Source organism: Nocardioides agri (genome assembly GCF_013778305.1).
Taxonomy (GTDB): Bacteria; Actinomycetota; Actinomycetes; order Propionibacteriales; family Nocardioidaceae; genus Nocardioides; species Nocardioides agri.
On record NZ_JACEIC010000001.1, the window covers coordinates 691076 to 711854 of the forward strand.

General features: G+C 73.2%; 20 protein-coding genes and 1 tRNA gene. 13 read left to right on the top strand and 8 right to left on the bottom strand.

Features of this window, described 5'->3' with window-relative positions:
• Window positions 1–9 precede the first annotated feature (9 nt).
• Window positions 10–957 (top strand): aldo/keto reductase, encoded by a 948-nt coding sequence (locus HZF07_RS03525; protein WP_157346979.1) that lies wholly within the window; start codon window positions 10–12, stop codon window positions 955–957.
• Window positions 958–986: 29 nt separating this feature from the next.
• Entirely contained in the window at window positions 987–1205 is a 219-nt protein-coding gene (locus HZF07_RS03530) for a DUF5703 family protein (RefSeq protein ID WP_157346981.1), read from the top strand.
• A gap of 16 nt (window positions 1206–1221) precedes the next feature.
• On the opposite strand, the gene HZF07_RS03535 is transcribed toward HZF07_RS03530, so the two are convergent.
• Window positions 1222–2544 (bottom strand): M20/M25/M40 family metallo-hydrolase, encoded by a 1323-nt coding sequence (locus tag HZF07_RS03535; protein WP_157346983.1) that lies wholly within the window; start codon window positions 2542–2544, stop codon window positions 1222–1224.
• Window positions 2545–2609: 65 nt separating this feature from the next.
• Here HZF07_RS03535 and HZF07_RS03540 point away from each other — a divergent pair.
• A tRNA-Leu gene (locus HZF07_RS03540) sits at window positions 2610–2695 on the top strand.
• Window positions 2696–2888: 193 nt separating this feature from the next.
• Window positions 2889–4610 carry a CHAP domain-containing protein gene (locus tag HZF07_RS03545; protein WP_157346985.1) on the top strand — a complete coding sequence of 574 codons (1722 nt, stop codon included), beginning with the start codon at window positions 2889–2891 and terminating at the stop codon, window positions 4608–4610.
• A gap of 15 nt (window positions 4611–4625) precedes the next feature.
• Here HZF07_RS03545 and HZF07_RS03550 read toward each other — a convergent pair whose 3' ends face one another.
• A complete protein-coding gene (locus tag HZF07_RS03550; protein ID WP_157346987.1) occupies window positions 4626–5123 on the bottom strand; it encodes a hypothetical protein in 498 nt (165 codons plus the stop codon).
• A gap of 182 nt (window positions 5124–5305) precedes the next feature.
• On the opposite strand from HZF07_RS03550, the gene HZF07_RS03555 reads away from it, so the two are divergent.
• Window positions 5306–5875: a hypothetical protein gene (locus tag HZF07_RS03555; RefSeq protein WP_157346989.1), complete on the top strand. Its 570-nt coding sequence runs from the start codon at window positions 5306–5308 to the stop codon at window positions 5873–5875.
• A 37-nt stretch (window positions 5876–5912) separates the two neighbouring features.
• Here HZF07_RS03555 and HZF07_RS03560 read toward each other — a convergent pair whose 3' ends face one another.
• The 3 genes from HZF07_RS03560 to fadD1 form a co-directional block, all read right to left on the bottom strand.
• Entirely contained in the window at window positions 5913–6575 is a 663-nt protein-coding gene (locus HZF07_RS03560) for a hypothetical protein (protein WP_157346991.1), read from the bottom strand.
• 128 nt (window positions 6576–6703) lie between these two features.
• On the bottom strand, window positions 6704–8167 hold the full coding sequence (locus HZF07_RS03565) for an LCP family protein (RefSeq protein WP_157346993.1): 1464 nt from the start codon (window positions 8165–8167) through the stop codon (window positions 6704–6706).
• A gap of 57 nt (window positions 8168–8224) precedes the next feature.
• The gene (fadD1, locus tag HZF07_RS03570) at window positions 8225–9808 is read right to left on the bottom strand and encodes a fatty-acid--CoA ligase FadD1 (protein WP_157346995.1); all 1584 of its coding nucleotides are present in this window, start codon (window positions 9806–9808) and stop codon (window positions 8225–8227) included.
• A gap of 97 nt (window positions 9809–9905) precedes the next feature.
• On the opposite strand from fadD1, the gene HZF07_RS03575 reads away from it, so the two are divergent.
• Genes HZF07_RS03575 through HZF07_RS03595 form a run of 5 tightly spaced genes read left to right on the top strand, consistent with a single transcriptional unit; the run spans window position 9906 to window position 13338 of the window.
• Window positions 9906–11129: a hypothetical protein gene (locus HZF07_RS03575; protein WP_157346997.1), complete on the top strand. Its 1224-nt coding sequence runs from the start codon at window positions 9906–9908 to the stop codon at window positions 11127–11129.
• 22 nt (window positions 11130–11151) lie between these two features.
• Window positions 11152–11763, top strand: a complete 612-nt coding sequence (locus HZF07_RS03580; RefSeq protein ID WP_181644721.1) for a sulfite oxidase-like oxidoreductase — start codon at window positions 11152–11154, stop codon at window positions 11761–11763.
• Window positions 11760–12455: an FAD-binding oxidoreductase gene (locus HZF07_RS03585; protein ID WP_309504384.1), complete on the top strand. Its 696-nt coding sequence runs from the start codon at window positions 11760–11762 to the stop codon at window positions 12453–12455. Before HZF07_RS03580 ends, HZF07_RS03585 begins: the two co-directional genes overlap by 4 nt.
• 15 nt (window positions 12456–12470) lie before the next feature.
• Window positions 12471–12734 carry a GlsB/YeaQ/YmgE family stress response membrane protein gene (locus HZF07_RS03590; RefSeq protein WP_157346999.1) on the top strand — a complete coding sequence of 88 codons (264 nt, stop codon included), beginning with the start codon at window positions 12471–12473 and terminating at the stop codon, window positions 12732–12734.
• Between the two features lie 10 nt (window positions 12735–12744).
• Window positions 12745–13338, top strand: coding sequence for a LysR family substrate-binding domain-containing protein (locus HZF07_RS03595; protein ID WP_157347001.1), 594 nt, complete (start codon window positions 12745–12747; stop codon window positions 13336–13338).
• On the opposite strand, the gene HZF07_RS03600 is transcribed toward HZF07_RS03595, so the two are convergent.
• A complete protein-coding gene (locus HZF07_RS03600) occupies window positions 13339–14775 on the bottom strand; it encodes a GuaB1 family IMP dehydrogenase-related protein (protein WP_181644722.1) in 1437 nt (478 codons plus the stop codon).
• Between the two features lie 36 nt (window positions 14776–14811).
• Here HZF07_RS03600 and galK point away from each other — a divergent pair, with 36 nt between their 5' ends.
• From galK to HZF07_RS03615, 3 genes are all read left to right on the top strand, one after another.
• Window positions 14812–15984: a galactokinase gene (gene galK, locus HZF07_RS03605; RefSeq protein WP_157347003.1), complete on the top strand. Its 1173-nt coding sequence runs from the start codon at window positions 14812–14814 to the stop codon at window positions 15982–15984.
• A 159-nt stretch (window positions 15985–16143) separates the two neighbouring features.
• Window positions 16144–16788, top strand: coding sequence for a hypothetical protein (locus HZF07_RS24300; protein WP_198346528.1), 645 nt, complete (start codon window positions 16144–16146; stop codon window positions 16786–16788).
• A 32-nt stretch (window positions 16789–16820) separates the two neighbouring features.
• Window positions 16821–18209: an LLM class flavin-dependent oxidoreductase gene (locus tag HZF07_RS03615; RefSeq protein ID WP_309504388.1), complete on the top strand. Its 1389-nt coding sequence runs from the start codon at window positions 16821–16823 to the stop codon at window positions 18207–18209.
• On the opposite strand, the gene HZF07_RS03620 is transcribed toward HZF07_RS03615, so the two are convergent.
• Window positions 18202–19416 (bottom strand): acyl-CoA dehydrogenase family protein, encoded by a 1215-nt coding sequence (locus tag HZF07_RS03620; RefSeq protein ID WP_157347005.1) that lies wholly within the window; start codon window positions 19414–19416, stop codon window positions 18202–18204. The genes HZF07_RS03615 and HZF07_RS03620 overlap by 8 nt on opposite strands.
• Window positions 19413–20774, bottom strand: a complete 1362-nt coding sequence (locus HZF07_RS03625; RefSeq protein ID WP_157347007.1) for an acyl-CoA dehydrogenase family protein — start codon at window positions 20772–20774, stop codon at window positions 19413–19415. The genes HZF07_RS03620 and HZF07_RS03625 overlap by 4 nt, the downstream gene beginning before the upstream one ends.
• Between the last annotated feature and the right edge of the window lie 5 nt (window positions 20775–20779).

Sequence of the window (20779 nt, forward strand, 5' to 3'; positions counted from 1 at the left end):
CTTGACCGCATGCAGCACAGACGCGTCGGCACGACCGGCCTCTCGGTGTCCCGACTCGGGCTCGGGACCATGACGTGGGGACGCGACACCGACGAGCACGAGGCCCGCGACCAGCTCGCCGCCTTCACCGAGGCCGGCGGCACCCTCGTCGACACCGCTGCCGGCTACGGCAACGGCGCGTCCGAGGAGCTGCTCGGCTCGTTGCTGGGCGACGTGGTGCCCCGCGACGACGTCGTCATCGCCACGAAGGCCGGCATCAGCGCCCGCAACGGCGGACGGGTCTACGACACCTCGCGCGGCTACCTGCTGCGCACGCTCGACGCATCGCTGCGCCGCCTCGGCGTCGAGCACGTCGACCTGTGGCAGGTGCACATCTGGACCGACGACGCGCCGCTGGAGGAGACGCTGACGGCGCTCGACCAGGCGGTGGCGAGCGGACGCGCGGCGTACGTCGGCATCTCGAACTACTCGGGCTGGCAGACCGCCCAGGCGGCGACCTGGCAGCGCGCCGTCCCGGGGCGGGCGGTGCTCGCGAGCACGCAGGTGGAGTACTCCCTGCTCAACCGCACCGTCGAGCAGGAGGTGCTGCCCGCCGCAGCGGCGCTCGGCCTCGGCGTGCTGCCGTGGTCGCCTCTGGGGCGCGGCGTCCTCACCGGGAAGTACCGCACCGGGACGCCGTCCGACTCGCGCGCCGCGTCGTCGCACTTCGCGGGCTTCGTCGGCCCCTACCTCGACGACCGGTCCGCGGCCATCGTGGAGGCAGTGGCGCGCGCCGCCGACGGCCTCGGCTGGTCGGCGCTCGAGGTCGCCCTGACCTGGGTGCGCGACCGGCCCGGCGTGACCGCCCCGATCCTGGGGGCCCGCACCGCCGCGCAGCTGCGCGCCGCCCTGGGCGTCGAGGAGCTGACCCTGCCGCCTGAGATCATGGCCGCACTGGACGACGTCACGAGAGACTGAGATCGACTGCCGATCGACAGGGGGTACCGATGACCCGAGCGCTACGTCAGCCGCCAGGGCGCGGCGTGGAGTGGGAGTTCGACCGGGTGTCGTTCTCGCGTGAGTTCCCCCGGTCGGTGGTCACCAAGTTGCTCGTGGAGCGCGCCGAGCACGGAGGCTGGGAGCTCGACCGGGTCCGGATCGGCGCCGACGGGACGCGTCGGGTCGTGCTGCGGCGCAAGATCATCCGCGCGGTCCGCACCGCCTGAGCGTCAGGCCGACCGGTCAGACCTCGTCGAGGAACCGGTCGAAGACCCGGGCGCCGAACTCCAGTGCGTCGACGGGGACCCGCTCGTCGACGCCGTGGAAGAGGGCGGTGAAGTCGAGGTCGGCCGGCAGCCGCAGCGGCGCGAAGCCGTAGGAGCGCATGCCGAGCTTGCGGAAGTGCTTGGCGTCGGTGCCGCCGCTCATCAGGTACGGCGCGACGATCGCCTCCTCGTCCTCGGCGAGGATCGAGCGGGTCATGGCGTCGACCAGGTCGCCGTCGTACGGCGTCTCCCAGGCCGGCTGGTTGGAGACGTAGTCGATCGAGACGTCGTCACCGACCAGCGCGGCGATCGTCGCGAAGAACTCGTCGTCGAAGCCCGGCAGGAACCGACCGTCGACGTGGGCGGTCGCCTCGGTGGGGATGACGTTGACCTTGTAGCCGGCGCCGAGCATGGTCGGGTTGCAGGTGTTGCGGATGACGGCGCCCATCATCCGGGCCGCTCCCCCGAACTCCGACACGAGCGCCTCGGCGTTCTCGGGCGTCGCCTCCGTGCCCGCGAGCTCCCCGACCGACGCGAGCAGCGTCTGCATGGCGGGCGTGAGGCGCACCGGCCACTCGTGCGCACCGATCCGCGCGACGGCTGCCGACAGCGACGTCACCGCGTTGTCGGCGTTGATCATCGAGCCGTGGCCGGCGCGGCCCCGCGCGGTGAGCCGCATCCAGGCCATGCCCTTCTCCGCGGCCTCGATGAGGTAGATCCGGCGCCCCCGCACGGTCGCGCTGAAGCCACCCACCTCGCCGACGGCGTCCGTGCAGTGCGCGAGCTCGTCGGCGTGCTGCTCGACGAGCACCTGGGCGCCGAGGTGGCCACCCGCCTCCTCGTCGGCGGTGAAGCAGAGCGTGATCGGCCGCGAGGGCACCGCGCCGGCCCGCTGCCGGGCGCGCACGACCGAGAGCAGCGTCGCGTCGAAGTCCTTCATGTCGACCGCGCCGCGACCCCACAGGTAGCCGTCCTGGATCTCGCCGGAGAACGGGTCAACCTGCCAGTCCTCGGCCGCGGCGGGGACCACGTCGAGGTGGCCGTGCAGGAGCAGCCCGTCGCCCGAGGAGCCGCCCCACTGGGCCACGACCGAGGTCCGGCCGTGCTCGGACTCGAAGAGCCGCGGCTCGATCCCGACCTCGTCGAGCAGCGCCGCGACGTGCTCCGCGGCCTTGCGCTCACCGGGCCCCTCGTCGGTGCTGCCGTAGTTGGAGGTGTCGATCCGGATCAGGTCCCGGCAGAGCTCGACGACCTCGCCGGCGGGGTCGTAGGTCGACGGCTGCGGCGGGGTCTCGGTCATGGCCCCAGCATGGCACCCCCGATGCGGAACTTCGGCCCGGCCTTTGCTACTGTTCCACCGCACTCGTCCGGGTGGCGGAATTGGCAGACGCGCTAGCTTGAGGTGCTAGTGCCCGTATTAGGGCGTGGGGGTTCAAGTCCCCCCTCGGACACCGACGAAGACCCCTGGCTCCTCCGAGCCGGGGGTCTTCTGCATGTCCGGGTCCGTCGTGCCGATGATCCTTTCGGAGGGCTGAACCACCCGAATCACACGGCTGTAATTTAACTATTGTAGTTCGGCGTGTCGCTTGACTATTTCTGTCACATCGTTCCCACAAGCGCACTTTTGTCCCTAGACTCCCGGCCGTGACGCTCTGGAACCGGCTGCGCGCGCCGCTGACCTCTGCACTTGCTGCAGGCCTGGTCATCGGCCTCGTCGTGCTGGTGCCGAGCACCGCTGACGCCGCAGCCGGCCGCGACCGGGACAAGGACCGCGACCGGAGCAGCAAGGCCGCCGCGCTCGCCGCGGCTCGCGCGGACGGCCTCACGGCGTCCCCCGTGCACTTCAAGAAGTCCTCCTACCTCTGCTACGGCTACGCCGCCTGCGCGGCCGCAGGCATGGGCTCGGGTGGTTACGCCACGGCGAACAAGAAGATGTACTGGCGGATGTACGCCGGCCACAACTGCACCAACTACGTCGCCTACCGCCTGGTCCAGAGCGGGATGCCCAACAGCCGCCCGTGGGCCGGCGGCGGCAACGCGACCTACTGGGGCACCTCGGTCCCGAGCCTCACCAACGGCACGCCGACCGTGGGCGCGGTCGCGTGGTGGAAGGCCAACCAGGGCCCGGCCGGCTCGGCCGGCCACGTCGCGTACGTCGAGCGGGTCGTCTCCGCCGACGAGATCGTGATCTCGCAGGACAGCTGGCGCGGGGACTTCTCCTGGGCCACAGTGACCCGGACCAGCGGCAACTGGCCGAGCGGGTTCATCCACTTCAACGACGCCGACCTCGTCAACACCGCGGCGCCGGTCGTCGACGGCCTGCCGAAGGTCGGCGCCCAGCTGACCGCGACCAGTGGCTCGTGGACGCCGACCGACGCGACGGTCCGCTACCAGTGGTTCGCCAACGGTGCGCCGATCCCCAAGGCCACGAAGTCCACGCTCCCCCTGACCGCCGACCGCATCGGGCAGACGATCACGGTCCGCACGACCGCCCGCAAGCTGGGGTACGCGAAGGTCGCGGCCGTCTCGACCGCGACCGCAGCGATCCTCCCGGGCCAGTTCACGGCCACCGCTCCCCCGACCATCAGCGGCGTCGTCAAGGTCGAGAAGTCGCTCACCCTCGCCGAGGGCACGTGGGACGTCACGCCGGAGGCCACCACCGTCCAGTGGTACGCCGACGGCCAGCCGATCGCGGGCGCCACCGGCCACACGCTCAAGCTGACCCCCGACCTCGCCGGTCGCGTCATCAGCGCCGGGGTCACCGCGCAGCGCACCGGATGGGACGCCGCCACGGTGAGCACGGCGATGACCGCGCCGGTCACGCCGGGCACGATCCGGGTGCGGACCAAGCCGGTCCTCAGCGGCACCGCCAAGCCGGGCAAGACGCTCACGGTCGCCACCGGCGCCTACCGGCCCGCCGGCACGACCGTCGCCGTCCAGTGGCTGCGCGACGGCCAGCCGATCGCCGGCGCCACCGCGGCGACCTACCGCGTCACCAAGGACGACCTCGGCACCCGCGTGTCCGCCCAGGTCAGCATCGCGAAGGCCGGCTACACGACCGTCGGTCTCTCGACCGCGAAGTCGGTCCGCGTCCGCACCACGCCGCGGATCCGCTTCGACCGCACCGCGCTCCGCCACGGGGTCAAGGTGGTCATCGAGGTCCGCAGCCCGCACCTCGCGCAGGTCGAGGGCACCCTCCTGGTGCGCGTCGACGGCGGGGCCGTCCAGAAGCTCACGCTGCGGCACGGCAGGGCGCGCCTGGTGCTCCGTGGGCTGGCGCAGGGCGAGCACACCATCAAGGCCGTGTACGCCGGCAGCCCGGTCGCCGACCGGACCGGGCGCGAGGGCAACGTCCGGATCCGCTGACCTCGGGCCCGTCTGTCAGCCGCGGCGCAGCCGCGTGACCGCGGGCGCGCGGTCGACCTCGACGCCGCGCTGGATGCCGAACTGCGCGAACATCCGGCGCTGGGCGTGGCCGGTCAGGCAGGACCGTGCGACGGCGAGCGTCACGGTCTGCCTGCGCCAGGTCCCGGTGAGGTCGTCGCAGGCACGGGGACGCAGATCGAAGTGGTCGAAGAAGAGCAGTCGGGTCCGAGGCGGCTGCCCGGGCCGCTTCCTGATCTGGACGACGTAGCCAGCCTCGAAGATCCCGAACTTGCTCAGGCTCAGCGCGGCAGTGCCCCTGCTGCCGAGGTCCGGGATGCGGGCCACGACGCGGAGGTGCTGGTCGGCATGGGTGTAGGTCGCGCTGGCGATGTCGATGCTGGCCGGAGCGTCGCCGAGCGGGTCCTTGCGGCGGACGGTGTCGGCGCTGGAGGGAGCCGCGGTCGCGACGAGGGCAGCAGCGACGGCCGCGACGGTCACGTGCTTCCAGATCACGGTTCACCTCCGCGTCGGACGGGCGTGGAAGCTCCAGCATCCTCTTCCCGGCGCCGTTGCGGAACCGACCGCGGCCTCGCACGGGCCGGAGCACCGGGAAATGTCCCCCAGATGGGGGCGGTGGAGAGCGTCGCCGGCTCGTACGGTTGTCACGCGGAGCCCCTGAGGCGGGAGGCCGGACAGTGGACTGGTGGGGTGGGCACGAAAAGACGCCGAACCCGACGTCGTCGGTCGTCGCCCTGCTCACCGCCGGTCTGGCGGCGAGCGCCGCGGAGCGGACGGACGTGCTCCCCGCAGGCTCGGGACGCGGACCCCGACACGCACGGCGCGACCCGGTCGGCGAGCAGATGCTGTGTGTGGTCGCGTGCGCGGTGTTCGACTCCGGCGCGATCCATCGGATGGCGGTCGGTCTGGGGCTGGCCGACCACGCGAGCGCGCTGCTCGTGGCGCACGGCTGCGATCGCGCAGAAGCGCTGGCGCTGGGCGGCTGGGAGGGCAGCAGAGCCGGACGGCTCGTCGCCGCAGCGCGAGCGCGACGTGGCGCGGAGCTGCGGACCCTTGCCAACGACTGGCTGGGCAGGGACGCCGATGTCGTCGGTGGTGTGTCCGTGCTGACCCAGCTCTCGGAGCTGACGACGGAGATCGCCCTGACCCGCCGGCCGGAGTGCCACGGCGCGGATGTCGCGGAGCGCCTTCGGCGTTGGGGAGTCCGCGCGGCGGTCGACGCGCTCGCGTACCCGGAGGACCTCTGATCCGTGCGCTCCGCTCGCGGCGCAACGACGCGGGATCTCAGGCGTTCTCGGGGTGCGGCGGCGGGGCCCCGTCCTCCGGACCACTCGTCCACGTCGCGCCCGAGGCGGTCTCGTGCGGCCCCTCGTGACGGTCGCGGAAGCGGCACGGCTCGATGACGGGCCTCCCGTCGTCGAGGACGCGCAGATGGGCCTCGCAGTGGTACCGGAAGCCGGGTGGGTCGCGGTAGGCCTCGCCCGCTGAGACGATCTCCACGCACTCGGGGCACGCGTCCCCGCTGCGACCGTCGAACATCTCGCCCATGAGCACCGTGACCTGGACGCCGCACGCCGCGAAGGGTCCGGCGTCGGTGTAGAGGTGGTGCGCGCCGTCGGCGGGCCCGTTGCGCCACGGGTCCCCGCCGTCCGTGCCGGTGGTGTCGATGGCGTGCGCCGAGCCCGCGGACGTGGCGTGGGCGACCCGGATGACCCGCACCGGCCGTCGCCGGAGCGGCAGCGGATCGTCCGGCGCTCGCTCACCCGCAGGTGGAGCGGCGCCCGCGCCGCGGAGCCGGTCGCCGAAGGCCTTCTCGAACCGAGCCAGGGTCGAGGCCGGTACCTGGGTGTCGGGCTGCGCCGCCCGGCATCCGAGCTGTTCGAGCGCTCGTACGACGAACGCAGTGCTGGTCTCGTACTGTCTGGCGATCTGATCGACAGTCTGCATTCGGCCCCCCAGTCGAACGTCTGCACCGAGCGTAGAAGCGTTCACGGGCAGATGGGCGCGGTTCGGCCTCAGATCACGGACGGTGCGGCAGGTGGACTGGACCGGTGCACCGGCCAGCCCTCGGGCGCTCAGCTCTCGGGGTGGTAGCCGCAGGCGTCGGCGGTCTCGACCGCGTTGCCCGGGTCGTCCCGGTCGGCGCGGGGGGCGCGCGGCCCGAGGGCCTTGGCGACCACCGACCGCATCCAGTCGTAGTCCGGGTCCCCGGAGAAGAACTTGTCGGAGTTGACGAAGGCGATCGAGCGCATCTTCTTGCCCTTCACCTTCAGCGCCAGGTCGACGAAGGCAGGCATCAGGTCGCGGGGCACGTCGGTGCGCAGGATCTCCTTGCCGGCCGCCGCGAGGTCCTGGTAGCGGCGCAGCACGTTGAGGGGGTCCGCCGCGTCCACGATCGCGTTGACCATGCAGCGCTGGCGGAGCATCCGCTCGTAGTCGTCGGAGCCCCACCGCCCGCGGGAGTACCAGAGTGCGTGGAAGCCGTCGAGGTGCTGGTCCGGCCCGGGATCCAGGTAGCCGGTGGGCGGGATGCCGGCGTCGGTGTTGCCGTTGATCGCGATCGGCTCGTTGATGTTGACCGTCACCCCGCCGATGGCGTCGACGAGCTGCTGGAAGCCGAGCAGGTTGATCAGCATGTAGTAGTCGACGTCGACGCCGAGGCTGCCCGAGACGGCCTGCTTGATCGCGTCGGCGCCCTCGTTCTCCGACGTCCCGAGGATGCCGGGGTACATCGTGGGCACCTGGCCGTAGATGGCGTTGAGCATCCAGAACCCGGCGTCGGCATCGGGGTCGGTGCTGCGGTACCCGTCCGGGAAGACCTCGTGGAGCGGGCTGTCCTCGGGGAACTGCGCGTTCATCATGTTGCGCGGCAGGCTGAAGGTCACCGCCCGCCCGGTGCGGGTGTCCATGCTGAGCAGGATCACCGAGTCGGTCCGGATGCCGGTGCGACCGACTCCCCCGTCGCCGCCGAGCAGCAGCACGTTGACGCGGTCCTTGCCCGCCCACGGGTCGGCCTTGGTGACGTTGGTCGGGGCGGTCGCGGTCTGCTCGTTGTCGAACACCGTCGCGACCAGGTCGCGCTGGCTGTTGGCGATCCGCATCGCCTGCACGGCGGGGATGCTGCCGAGCACGCACAGCAGCACCACCACGACCACGCCGAGGCTCTTCTCCAGCCAGGCCATCCCGATCGGCCGCACCATGAGGTAGGTCGTCGCGACGACGAACAGCCACATCGCGAGCAGCGCGCCGAGCAGGAACCGCAGGGCCTGGAGCCGGGCCGGGTCGAAGGCGAGGTCGACGGCGCGGCTCAGGTCACCGGCGTAGTAGCCAGCGACGGCCAGGCCGCCGAGGAAGAGCACCAGCACGGCCCACCCGAGGCGCCGTCGCGACCAGATGTAGCCGACGCCCGGCAGCACGGCGCCCAGCACCGTGATCCCGAGCGCGCCGGCCAGCGTCCGGGCGCGCCGGTAGCCGCGGGGAGCCCGCTCCGCGCGGTGCCGGCCCGGCGCCGGAGACGGAGCGGGCGCGGTCGGTTCCACCGACACCACCATGTGCACCCTCCCGGTCGCGCCGCGGAGATGCTACCGCCGGAGACGTCAGACGGCGGCGACGACGCCGTACGCCGTGCCGCGTGCCTCCCGGGTCCAGAGGACGCCGTCGCCGGCGGTCGGTCCCTGGGCCGCGAGCTCCCGCTTGAGCACCTTGTTGGTCGCCGTGCTCGGCAGGTCCGGCGCGACCCGCACGTAGCGGGGCCAGGCCTTGGCGGAGAGGTCCGCCTGGGTGGCCAGGAACTCCTCGAGCTCGCCGGGCGTGAGCGTCGCACCGTCCTGGAGGACGATCGCGGCCATCACCTGGTCGCCGACGAGCTCGTCGGGCACGGCGTAGACCGCGACCCGGTTGACCGCGGGCAGCCGCTGGAGCACCCGTTCGATGGGTGCGGCGGCGAGGTTCTCGCCGTCGACCCGCATCCAGTCCGCAGTGCGGCCGGCGAGGTAGATCCACCCGTCGGCGTCCTTGTAGGCGAGGTCGCCGGACCAGTACATGCCGTGGCGCATCCGGTCGTCGTTGGCCTGCTGGTCGTTGTAGTAGCCGCCGAAGTAGCCGCCGCCGGTCGTGTTGACCAGCTCCCCCACCGCCGCGTCGGCGTTGACGAGCTTGCCGTCGGCGTCGAACTCGGCGACCGCGCACTCGGTCACCGTCTCGGCGTGGTAGATCGCGACCCCGTCGAAGCCCTTCCCGATCGAGCCTGCAGGCGTCCCCGGCTCGCGGGTGATGATCACGGCCAGCTCGGTCGACCCGAAGCCGTCCCACACGTCGCAGCCGAAGCGGCGGCTGAACTCGTCGATGTCGCGATCGCTGGCCTCGTTGCCGAACGCCACGCGCAGGGTGTTGTCGGCGTCGTCGGGCTGCTCGGGTGTCGCCAGGACGTAGGCCAGCGGCTTGCCGACGTAGTTCATGTAGGTCACGCCGTAGCGGCGCACGTCGGCGAGGAACCTCGACGCGCTGAACCGCGCCGGCACGATCGTCGCGCCCGCGCACACGGCGGGGCTCCAGCCGGCGACCACGGCGTTGGAGTGGAACAGCGGCATCGAGACGTAGCAGACGTCGCCAGGCCCGAGCTCGAAGCGGCCCTGCAGGTTGAGGCCGGAGAAGAGCACCATCAGGTGGCTGACCTGGACGGCCTTGGGGTCGCCGCTGGTGCCGGAGGTGAAGATCATCATGAACGTGTCCATCGCGTCGACCTCGCGGTGCGGGACCAGCGGCCCGGCCCCCGCGACGAGCGCGGCCCACTCCGGCGACGAGGTGTCGAGGACGCGTACGCCGGACAGGTCCAGGCCGTCCAGCAGCGGCCGGTGCTCGGCGTCGGTGACCAGCAGCTGGCACTCCGCACGGCGCACGTCCTTGAGCAGCCCCTCGCCGCGGCGGGTGTTGTTGATCCCGCAGAGCGTGAAGCCGCCGAGCGCGCCCGCGGCCATCATCCGCAGCATGTCCGGGCCGTTGCCGAGCAGCGTGCCGACATGGAGCGGCCGGTCGGGCTCCGCGGCCCCGATGAGCGCCGACGAGACCGCCGACGCCTCGGCGACGTGCTCGCGCCACGTCCAGCTCTCCTCGCCGTGCCGCACCGCCACGCCGTCGTCCTCAGCCCGCTCGCGCAGCAGCTGCTGGACCGTCTCCGCCATGCCCGCCCCTCCCTCGTCTTGACACGTGTCAAACTAGGCGACGTCGTCCTAGACTGCAACACGTTCTAGTTGTCGACGGTCCCCCGACGGAGGTCCCATGCCGAGCAGGTACGCCAGCCTGAGCCGCGCCGAGCTGGCCACGCTCGTCCCCGAGCTGCTCCTCCTCGGCCAGCTCATCGACCGGTCGGGGATGGCGTGGTGCATCTCGGCCTGGGGCCGCGAGGAGATGGCCCAGGTGGCCATCGAGGAGTGGGCCGGGTCGAGTCCGGTCTACACCCGGCGGATGCAGCGCGCGCTGGGCTACGAGGGCAACGACGTCGTCACGATCTTCAAGGGACTGCAGCTCGACATCGGTGCTCCCCCGCAGTTCATGGACTTCCGCTACGACGTGCAGGACCGCTGGCACGGGACCTTCCACCTCGACCACTGCGGCGCGCTGATGGACGTCGAGCCGATGGGCGAGGCCTACGTCCGCTCGATGTGCCACGACATCGAGGACCCCACGTTCGACGCGACCGCGGTGGCCACCAACCCGAGGGCGCAGGTGCGGCCCGTGCACCGGCCCCCGCGCACCCCGGCGGACCGCCACCCGCACTGCGCCTGGACGGTGACCATCGACGAGGCCCACCCGGAGGCCACGCCGCTCGCGCCGTACTACGTCGTGGAGCGGACCCGGGCCGCCCACCTCGAGCTCGACCCGATCGACCCCGCCGATGACGGCACGTCCGACTACGCGGGCGCGCTGCTCTCCGACGTCGACTTCGGCGCGTTCTCCCACTCGGCGCTGGTGCGGATCGCCGACGAGGTCTGCCTGCAGATGCACCTGCTCAACATCTCCTTCCGCCTCGCCGTGGAGAAGCGGGCGAGCGACGACGACCAGGCCACGGAGATCGCCACCAAGCAGCTCGTCGGCGTCGCCGGGATCGGCGCCGAGCGGATCCGGCGCGCCCTCGGCCTGCCCGCCACCAGCGCGGGTGCCCTGCGGGTGCTCGAGCTGCACCCGCTGCTCAACCCGGCGGCGTACGTCGACGCCGAGGTGAGCGCGGACCGCCTCGTCGTCCGGCCCTCCGCCGCCCACGACGACGGCGCCTGGATCGACCTCTGCGGCCCCGGCCGGACCGCGGCGCTGCAGGCCGTCGTGCGGGCGGTCGACGCGCACCTCGACGTCGAGGTCGAGGGCGGCGACGCGGCGTGGACCGCGACGGTCGTGCGCAGAGAGGTCCCCGCGCCGGAGGCGGGCGAGGTCGCCGTGACCCGGTTCAGCACCGGCTCGACGTTCGCGTTCGAGCCACGGCGGTCGCTGCCCATCACGCCGGTCTGAGCGTGCGTGCCAGACTCGGAGCGTGCCCGTCACCCGAGGCTTCTTCGGCAAGAAGCGACCCCAACGTCCCGACCGCCTGCCGCCGGGGCAGTACGACGCCGGCAGCTCCTGGCCGACCTTGACGGCCGAGGCCACGCCGCGCCTCGACGTCGAGACCTGGACGATGACGGTCGACGGCCTCGTCGGCCGCCCCCACACCTGGACGTGGCGCGACGTCCAGGCGCTGCCGGCGTCGGCGTACGTCGGTGACATCCACTGCGTGACGACCTGGTCGAAGTTCGACATGACCTTCCGCGGGGTGAGCGTGGACACGCTGCTCGAGGCCGCGATGCCGCTGCCGGAGGCACGCTTCGTGATGGCGCACTCGACCACCGGCTACACCACCAACCTGCCGCTCGACGACGTCACCGGCGGCAAGGCCTGGGTCGTGTGGGAGGTCGACGGCAAGCCGCTCACGCGCGACCACGGCGGACCGGTGCGGCTGCTCGTGCCGCACCTCTACTTCTGGAAGTCGGCGAAGTGGATCACCCGGCTCGAGCTCATGGAGCGCGACCGGCCGGGCTTCTGGGAGCAGAACGGCTACCACGACCGCGGCGACCCGTGGCTCGAGCAGCGCTACCAGGGCGACCCGTGACGGCGCCCACCGGCGACTGGACCACCGGGACGATCATCGAGCTCGACCATCCCACCGACCGACTGGTCCGGCTGCGCCTCCACGTCGACGACCGGGTCGACCACCTCCCGGGGCAGCACTACGTCGTCCGCCTGCGCGCGCCCGACGGCTACACCGCCCAGCGCTCCTACTCGATCGCGTCGGACCCCGACGACCCGCTGCTCGAGCTGATGGTCGAGTGCCTCCCCGGCGGCGAGGTGTCCGGCCACCTCCACGACGTCGCCGAGGTCGGCGACGTGCTCGAGCTGCGCGGCCCGATCGGCGGCTGGTTCGTCTGGGAGGGGGACGTGCCGGCCATCTGCGTCGCCGGCGGGTCCGGCGTGGTGCCGATCGTCGCCATGGCCCGCTACGCCCGCCGGCTCGGACTCCAGGACCGGCTGCGGGTGGTCGTCGTGGCGCGCACCTGGGAGGAGCTGCCGTACGCCGCCGAGCTCCAGAGGTACGGCGCGTTCATCGCCCTGACCCGCGAGAACCTCACCGACCGGGTGGCCGCCCCGCCGTACCACGACGAGCTCGCGCCGTACCTCGACGGCGTCGAGCGCGCCTACGTCTGCGGCTCGGTCGGGTTCGCGTCCTACGCCACCCGGCTGCTCGAGGAGTCGGGGATTCCGGCCGACACGATCCGCGTGGAGCAGTTCGGAGAGAGCGGGTGACCCTAGGATCGATCCATGCTCATCCTGGCAATCATCCTGTTCGGCATGATCATCGGCGCGGGCGCCCAGCTGATCCTGGGTCGGGAGGGCGGCAGCATCGACTGGACGCTCGCCATCGTCGCCGGGCTGGTCGGCTCGTTCGTCGGCGGACTCCTGATCAGCCTCCTGTCGGGGGACGGTCTCGAGCTGCACGCGACCGGCATCATCGGCTCGCTCGTCGGTGCCCTCGTGGTCACCGCGGCCTGGCGCTGGTACGCCGGTCGCTCCACGACCGCGTGAGCCCCGGGCCATGAGTAGTGCCTTCGGGCACTTCGACGTCGGGTTCGTCACCGGGGCGACCCCGGACAAGTGGGCGCGCACCTGGCGCGAGCGCTACGCGCGCGACCCGCTCGAGCTCGTCCCGGTCACCGAGGACGAGCAGGAGGCCGGGATCCGCGACGGGCGTCTCGACATGGCGCTGGTGCGGCTGCCGATCGACCGGGACGGGCTGCACTGCATCCCGCTCTACGACGAGCTCCCGGTCGCGGTCATGGGGGTCGAGCACCTCCTGACGCTCACCGAGGAGGTCACCCTCGCCGACCTCGCCGACGAGCAGCTGGTGCTCCCCCACCGCTCCGGCTGGACGCCCGACGCCGAGCAGCTCGCCTGGCCCCCGATGACGGTCGCCGACGCGGTCGAGGTGGTCGCCTCGGGCACCGGGGTGGTCGTCGTGCCGATGTCGATCGCCCGGCTGCACCACCGCAAGGACGTCACCTACCGCGTCGTCACCGACCTCGAGCCCACGAAGGTCGGGCTCGCGTGGCGGATCGACAACGACGACCCGTGGGTGCAGCGGTTCATCGGGATCGTGCGCGGCCGCACCGAGCGCAGCTCGCGCGACTGATCACCACGACGTCGCGAGCGGCCGGCCCTCGTGGAAGCCGGCCGCCGACTGCACGCCGACGACCGCCCGCTCGTGGAGCTCGGCGAGGCTGCGCGCCCCGGCGTACGTGCACGCGGAGCGGACGCCCGAGCAGATCTCGTCGATGAGGTCCTCGACGCCGGGGCGCGCCGGGTCGAGGTACATCCGCGACGACGAGATGCCCTCCTCGTAGAGCCCCTTCTTGGCGCGGTCGTAGGCCGACTCCGTGCTGGTGCGGTTGGCGACGGCGCGCGCGGAGGCCATGCCGAACGAGACCTTGAACGCTCGGCCCTCGGCGTCGTGCAGGAGGTCGCCGGGCGACTCGTGCGTGCCCGCGAACCACGAGCCGATCATCACCGAGGACGCACCGGCGGCGAGCGCGAGCGCCACGTCGCGCGGGTGCCGCACGCCGCCGTCGGCCCAGACGTGCCGGCCGAGCGCGCTCGCCGCCTCGGCGCACTCCAGCACCGCCGAGAACTGCGGGCGGCCGACGCCGGTCATCATCCGGGTGGTGCACATCGCGCCCGGACCGACGCCGACCTTGATGATGTCCGCGCCGGCCTCGATCAGCGCCCGGGCGCCTGCGGCGTCGACGACGTTGCCGGCGGCGACCGGCACCTGCGGGTCGAGCGCGCGTACGGCGCGCAGGGCCTCGAGCATGCGGTCCTGGTGGCCGTGCGCGGTGTCGACGACGAGGCAGTCGACCCCCGCCTCGAGCAGCTCCTTGGCCCGGACCGCGACCTCGCCGTTGACGCCGAGGGCGGCGGCGATGCGCAGACCTCCGGAGGCGTCCACGGCCGGGGTGTAGAGGGTGGCGCGGAGCGCGCCGGTGCGGGTGAGCACGCCCACCAGCGACCCGTCCGCGTCGACGGCGACCGCGAGCGCCGCGCGGGCCGCGTCGAGCGCGTCGAACGCCTCGCGCGGGTCGGCGTCGGCGGTGAGCCGCACCTCGACCGGCTGCATGACCTGCTGCACCTGGGCGAACCGGTCGACCTCGGAGCAGTCGGCCTCGGACACGATGCCCACGGGCCGGCCGCCGTCCACGACGACCGCCGCGCGGTGCGCGCGCTTGGGGATGAGCGAGAGCGCCTCGGCCACGGTCTGGTGGGGGGCGAGCTCGATCGGGGTGTCGAAGACGTGGTGCCGCGACTTCACCTCCGCGATGACGTCGGCGACCACGGTGGTCGGGATGTCCTGCGGGATCACCGTCAGGCCACCGCGACGAGCGACCGTCTCCGCCATCCGCTTGCCGGCGATCGCGGTCATGTTCGCGACGACGAGCGGGAGCGTCGCCCCGGTGCCGTCCGCGGTGGCGAGGTCGACGTCGTAGCGACTGCTCACCGCGGAGTGCCGCGGGACCACGAAGACGTCGTCGTAGGTCAGGTCGTGGGCGGGCTTCGTCGCGTGGAGGAACTGCACGTCGGACCACTCTAGGTGTCCCCCTAGGGTGTGCGCATGCCGCACGTCGACGCAGGAGACCCCGCCGAGCTCGCCGCCACGGCCGCCGCCCGCTTCGAGGACGCGTTCGGGCGGCCCGCGGCGGTCGTGGCGCAGGCGCCGGGGCGCGTCAACCTGATCGGCGAGCACACCGACTACAACGCGGGCCTGGTCCTCCCGGTCGCGCTGGCGCACGCGACGTACGCCGCCGTCGCGCCGCGCACGGACGGGGTCGTCCGGCTGCTCAGCTCCGAGGCCGAGCCGTGGTCGGGCACCGTCGACAAGCTCGGACCGGGCGCCGTCGAGGGCTGGGCGGCCTACGCCGCCGGCGTGCTCTGGGCGCTGGCGCAGCAGGGGCACGACGTGCCCGGGATGGACGTGTTCGTGCACAGCACGGTGCCGCTCGGCGCCGGGCTGTCCAGCTCCGCCGCCCTGGAGTGCTCGGTCGCCGTCGCCGCGTGCGCCGTGCTCGGCATCGAGCTGTCCCGTCCGGTCAGGGACGAGGTCATCGCGGCCTGCATCCGGGCCGAGACCGAGGTCGCGGGGGCGCCGACCGGTGGGATGGACCAGACGATCTCCATGCTGGCCGCCGCCGACGCGGCCCTGCTCATCGACTTCGAGTCCGGCGCGTCGACCCCGGTGCCGCTGCCGCTGGCCGAGGCGGGCCTGCGCCTGCTCGTGACGGACACCCGCGTCCAGCACGCCCTCGTCGACGGCGGGTACGCCGCCCGTCGTACGGACTGCGAGGAGGCAGCCGCCGCCCTCGGCGTGCCGTCGCTGCGGCGGGCCACGGCCGACGGCGTCGCCTCGCTCACCGACGAGCGCGTGCGGCGGCGGGCGCGGCACGTCGTCACCGAGATCGCGCGCGTGACCGCGACCGTCGACGCGGTCGGCGCCCGCGACTGGCAGGCGGTCGGCCCGCTCTTCGCCGCGTCGCACGCGTCGATGCGGGACGACTTCGAGATCTCCTGCCCGGAGCTCGACCTCGCGGTCTCCGCCGCCGTCGAGTCCGGCGCCCTGGGCGCCCGGATGACCGGCGGCGGGTTCGGCGGCTCCTCGATCGCGGTCGTCCCCGAGCACCGGCTCGACGCCGTCGTCGCCGCCGTGGACATCGCGTTCGCCGGTGCCGGCTTCCGCGCACCGCAGCACCTGGTCGCCGCTCCGTCGGGCGCAGCGGGGCTGGTGGGCTAGCACCGTCCGCGTGCTCCGCAGCGGGGACGTCGACGACGAACGTGTGGCTGTCAGAGACGGCAACGGCCCTCGGCCTGTGAGCCGGCCGGTTCTGGGTACATGCTTCAATCCAGAGAGCGACACGCAGGACCGCCGACGAACCAGCCGAAGGGGACGCGCATGGCCCGCAGGAACCCGATCCAGAAGTTGCAGGACGCCGTCGTGGGGACGGTCGGCGGGGTGGTCGCCGATCCGAAGGGATCGGTCGGCAAGGCGGCCGGGCAGGTACGCGGGGTGGTCTCGCTCGGGCTGACCGTGGCCGGCCAGGTGGCGGGTCAGGTCGCGGACCGGCTGTCGGGTGGCGGGGAGCCGTCGCCGCCGCCGTACGGCAGTGGCCGGCCCGACCTGCGCGTCGCCGAGCCCGTCGAGCCCGTCGAACCGACCGGGTCGACCGTGTCGACCGGGGGCGGGGGCACGGAGGTCGCACCGAAGCCCACCGACGTGGCGCGCGTCGTCGCCAAGAAGGCACCGCCCGCGAAGAGGGCCGCGCCGTCGACGCCCAGCGACAAGCTGCCCCCGCGCAAGGAGCCCGCGAAGAAGGCGGCCGCCAAGAAGGCGCCCGGCAGCAAGACGGCAGCGAAGAAGGCACCGGCCAAGAACGCGCCGGCCAAGAAGTCCCCGGCCAAGAAGGCGCCGGCCAAGAAGGCGCCTGCGAAGAAGGCGCCGGCACCCGAGGCCGCGCCCCTCCTCGACCCGGCGGTCACCAAGGCGGTCGCCAGCGAGGCCGAGATCGGCGCCCGGGCCGCCGACCCCGACAAGGGCTGAGCACGACGGGCGGGCTCCCCGACCCGGCGCTGGTGGTCCTGGTCGGGGCATCGGGCTCCGGCAAGTCGACCTGGGCCGCGCAGCGCTACCGCGCCGAGGAGGTCGTCTCCTCCGACGCGCTGCGGGGCGTCGTGGGGAGCGGGCCGCACGACCTCGACGCGTCTGCCGAGGCCTTCGACATCCTCGACCGCGTCGTCGCCGCGCGACTGCGCCGCGGCCTCACCACCGTGGTCGACACGCTGGGCCTCGACGAGGGACGGCGTACGGCGTGGTGCACCGCCGCGCGCGACGCCGGCCTGCCGGCAGTCGTCGTCCTGCTCGACACTCCCCCGGACGTCTGTCGCCGCCGCAACCGCGCGCGGGACCGGCCGGTCCCGGCGCCGGCGCTCACCGCGCAGCTCGGGAAGGTCAGCGCCCTCGGCGCCGCCCTCGACCTGGAGGGGTGGGACATCGTCCAGCGCGTCGCCGGACCCGGTGACGAGCCCGACGGGATACCCGAGCGCCCGGACCGGCCCACCGGGCGGCGCGACGAGCGGCGCAGCTCCCAGGGACTGCGGTTCGTGCTGCAGGTGAGCCGGTTCCCGTGGGGAGAGGCACCGGCCGGCTGGCTCTCGGCGGTCGCGACCGCCGCGGACGAGGCGGGGTTCGCCGGGCTGGCACTGATGGACCACCTGATCCAGATCCCCCAGGTCGGTCGCGCCTGGGAGCCGATCCCGGAGCCCTGGGTGACGCTCGGCCTGCTCGCCGGCCTCGACACCGGGCTCGAGCTCGGCACCCTCGTCACGCCGGTGACGTTCCGTGCCCCCGGCATCACCGCCAAGGCGGCCGCCACCCTCGACGCGCTCAGCGGCGGCCGCGCGTTCGTCGGTCTCGGGGCGGGGTGGTGGGAGCGCGAGCACGCGGCGTACGGCCTGTCCTTCCCGCCCGCCCGCGAGCGCCTCGACGACGTCGAGGCAGCGATCGCCACGATGCGCGCGCTCTGGGCACCGGGGACCAAGGCGGCCGCCGGCCTGCCGGAGACCACGGGCTACCCGCGCCCGGCGCACGACATCCCGATCATCCTGGGCGGCGCCGGCGCTCGGACGCTGCGGATCGCGCGCCGGCTCGCCGACGGCGTCAACGTCGCGACCGGCAACGTGGACCGGGCCATCGCCGCGCTCGAGGGCACCGACGTCACGATCACCGTGCTCGACCTGCCCACGATCGGCCGGGACCGCGAGGACACCTGGGCGCGGGTCGAGCGGCTGCGCGGCAGCACGCCCGCGGCGGCGTACGCCGAGCGCACCCATGCGGGCACCCCGGGCCAGCAGCGCGACCGGTACGGCGCACTGGCCGACCGGGGCGTCGACACCGTGTTCGTGGCGCTCGCCGACCTGGCGGACGCGGCCGACCTGGAGCGCCTCGCGCCGCTGACTACTTGAGCTCGGCGCTGGTCAGGCCGAGCACCCGCCGCGCCACGATCAGCTGCTGGATCTGCTGGGTGCCCTCGAAGATGTCGAGGATCTTCGAGTCCCGCGCCCACTTCTCCAGCAGCTCGGCCTCGCTGTAGCCGAGCGTCCCGCAGAGCTCCACGCAGGAGAGCGTGATGTCGGAGCCGACCCGCCCGGCCTTGGCCTTCGCCATCGACGCCTCGAGCGAGTTGGGCCTGCGGTTGTCGGCCATCCATGCGGCCTGGAGCATCAGCAGGTAGGCCGCCTCCCAGTCCGCCTCGAGCCGGAGCAGCGCGGCGGCGGCCGCCGACTGCACGAGGCCGGGCCGGTCGTGATCGACCTCCACGCCGGCCTGCGCCAGCAGGTCACGGGTCAGGTCGAGCGCGGCCCGCGCGCAGCCGACGGCCATCGACGCGACGAGCGGCCGGGTGTTGTCGAAGGTCGCCATCGCGCCGGCGAAGCCCTGCTTCACGTCGATCTCGGGCGAGCCGAGCAGGTTGTCGGCCGGCACCCGGCAGTCCTCGAAGCGGATCGTCGCCGTGTCCGACGCCTTGATGCCGAGCTTCTGCTCGAGCCGCTCGACCGTCATCCCCGGCGTGCCCTTGGGCACCACGAACGACTTGATCGCCGCCCGGCCGAGCTCCCGGTCCAGCGTCGCCCAGACGACGACGGCGTCCGACCGCTCCCCCGACGTCACGAAGATCTTCTCGCCGTTGAGCACGTACTCGTCGCCGTCGCGTACGGCGGTCGTGCGGATGCTCGCCGAGTCCGAGCCGGTGCCCGGCTCGGTGATCGCCATCGAGGCCCACAGGCCGTCGAAGCGCTCGTGCTGCTCCTCGTTGGCCACCGACGCGATCGCGGAGTTGCCGAGCCCCTGGCGCGGCATCGACAGCAGCAGGCCCACGTCACCCCAGCACATCTCGGCGATCGACATCACGGAGGCCAGGTTGGTGCCGTTCCTGACCGAGCCGTCGTCGCCCTCGTCGGAGCGCTTCACGCCGGCCGCGCCGGCGCCCTCGCTCGCGCCGGACTCGGCGAGCCCGTCGATCATCGCGGCGAGCATGTCGAGCTCCTTGGGGTACTCGTGCTCCGCCTTGTCGTACTTGCGCGAGATCGGCCGCAGCATGTTCATCGCGACCTGGTGGGCCTGGCCCACGAGCGGCTTGAGCCGCTTCGGGTCGTCCAGCCAGATGCTCATACCAGCACACCGCCTTCCATCACGCCGATCGCTCTGAGGTCGCGGTACCACCGCTCCACCGGGTGCTCCTTGACGAACCCGTGGCCGCCGAGGAGCTGCACGCCGTCGAGCCCGATCCGCATGCCCTTGTCGGCGCAGAGGCTGCGGGCCAGCCCGACCGACCGGGCGATGTCCTCGCCCGCGGCCGCGCGCGAGGCGGCCTTCCAGGTGAGCAGGCGCATCGCCTGCAGCTCGATCGCGATGTCCGCGACCATGAACGCCACCGACTGGCGGTGCGCGACGGGTTCGCCGAACGCCTCGCGCTCCTTGACGTACGGCGTGACGTAGTCGAGCACCGCCTGGCCGACGCCGACGGCGAGCGCGCACCATGCCAGCCGCGAGAGCCGCACGCACTCGGCGTACGTCGACCCGTCGGTCTCCCCCAGCACGGCGTCGGCAGGGACCTGCACGCCGTGCAGGTGCAGCTTCGTCAGGCCGGCCGCTCGCACCCCCATCGCCGGGTCCGCCTCGATCTCCAGCCCGTCGGCGCCCGCCTCCACGAGGAAGAGCGTGGGGCGACCGTCGAGCGACGCTCCGACGATGAGCAGCTCAGCGTCGGCGCCGCGCGGCACCGCGGACTTCAGCCCGTCGAGCACGAAGCCGTCGCTGGTGCGCCGGGCCGTGGTGGCGGGACGGAGCACGTCGAAGAGGACGGACGGCTCGTTGAGGGCCAGCGCGGCGGCCGGCACGTCGTCGCCGCCGAACGCCGGGAGGTAGGTCTGCTGCTGCGCGTCGGTGCCCCAGAGGCCGATCGACGTCGCGACCGCCCCGGGCGCGAGCGACGCCACGGCGAGCCCGAGGTCGCCGTGCGCGAGAGCCTCCGCGACCAGCACCCCGGCGACGGCCGAGCGCTCCTCCGCGACGCCGCCGAGCGACTCGGGCAGCCCGAGGATCGGCAGCCCGAGCTCGCGCCCGGCCGTCAGGACCTCGTCCGGGGCGGCACATGCCTCGTCCGCCGTGGCGGCCGCCGGCCTCAGGACGTCGGTGGCGAGCTCGGTCACGACGTCGACGAGCATCTGCTCGTCCTCGGTCGGCGTGAGGTCGAAGACGCCGGTGCGCGGCGCCGCCGCCGGGCGGGCGCCCGCGTCGGAGGTGCCGCGCCGGGTGAACGTCCGGCCGGCACTCGTGATCGTGCGGAACCCGCCCCGGGTGGCGGTGAACACCGCCTGCTCGGTCTGTCTCCGCACGCCGAGACGGTCGAGGAGGTCGCTCTGCGCGAGCTTGCCCAGCGCGGCCACGGCGTACCCGATCGGGTCGCGCCGCTCGCTGGAGGCGAGCCCGTGCCTACCGCCGGGCCGGAGGCTCTGGATCAGGGTCATACCCG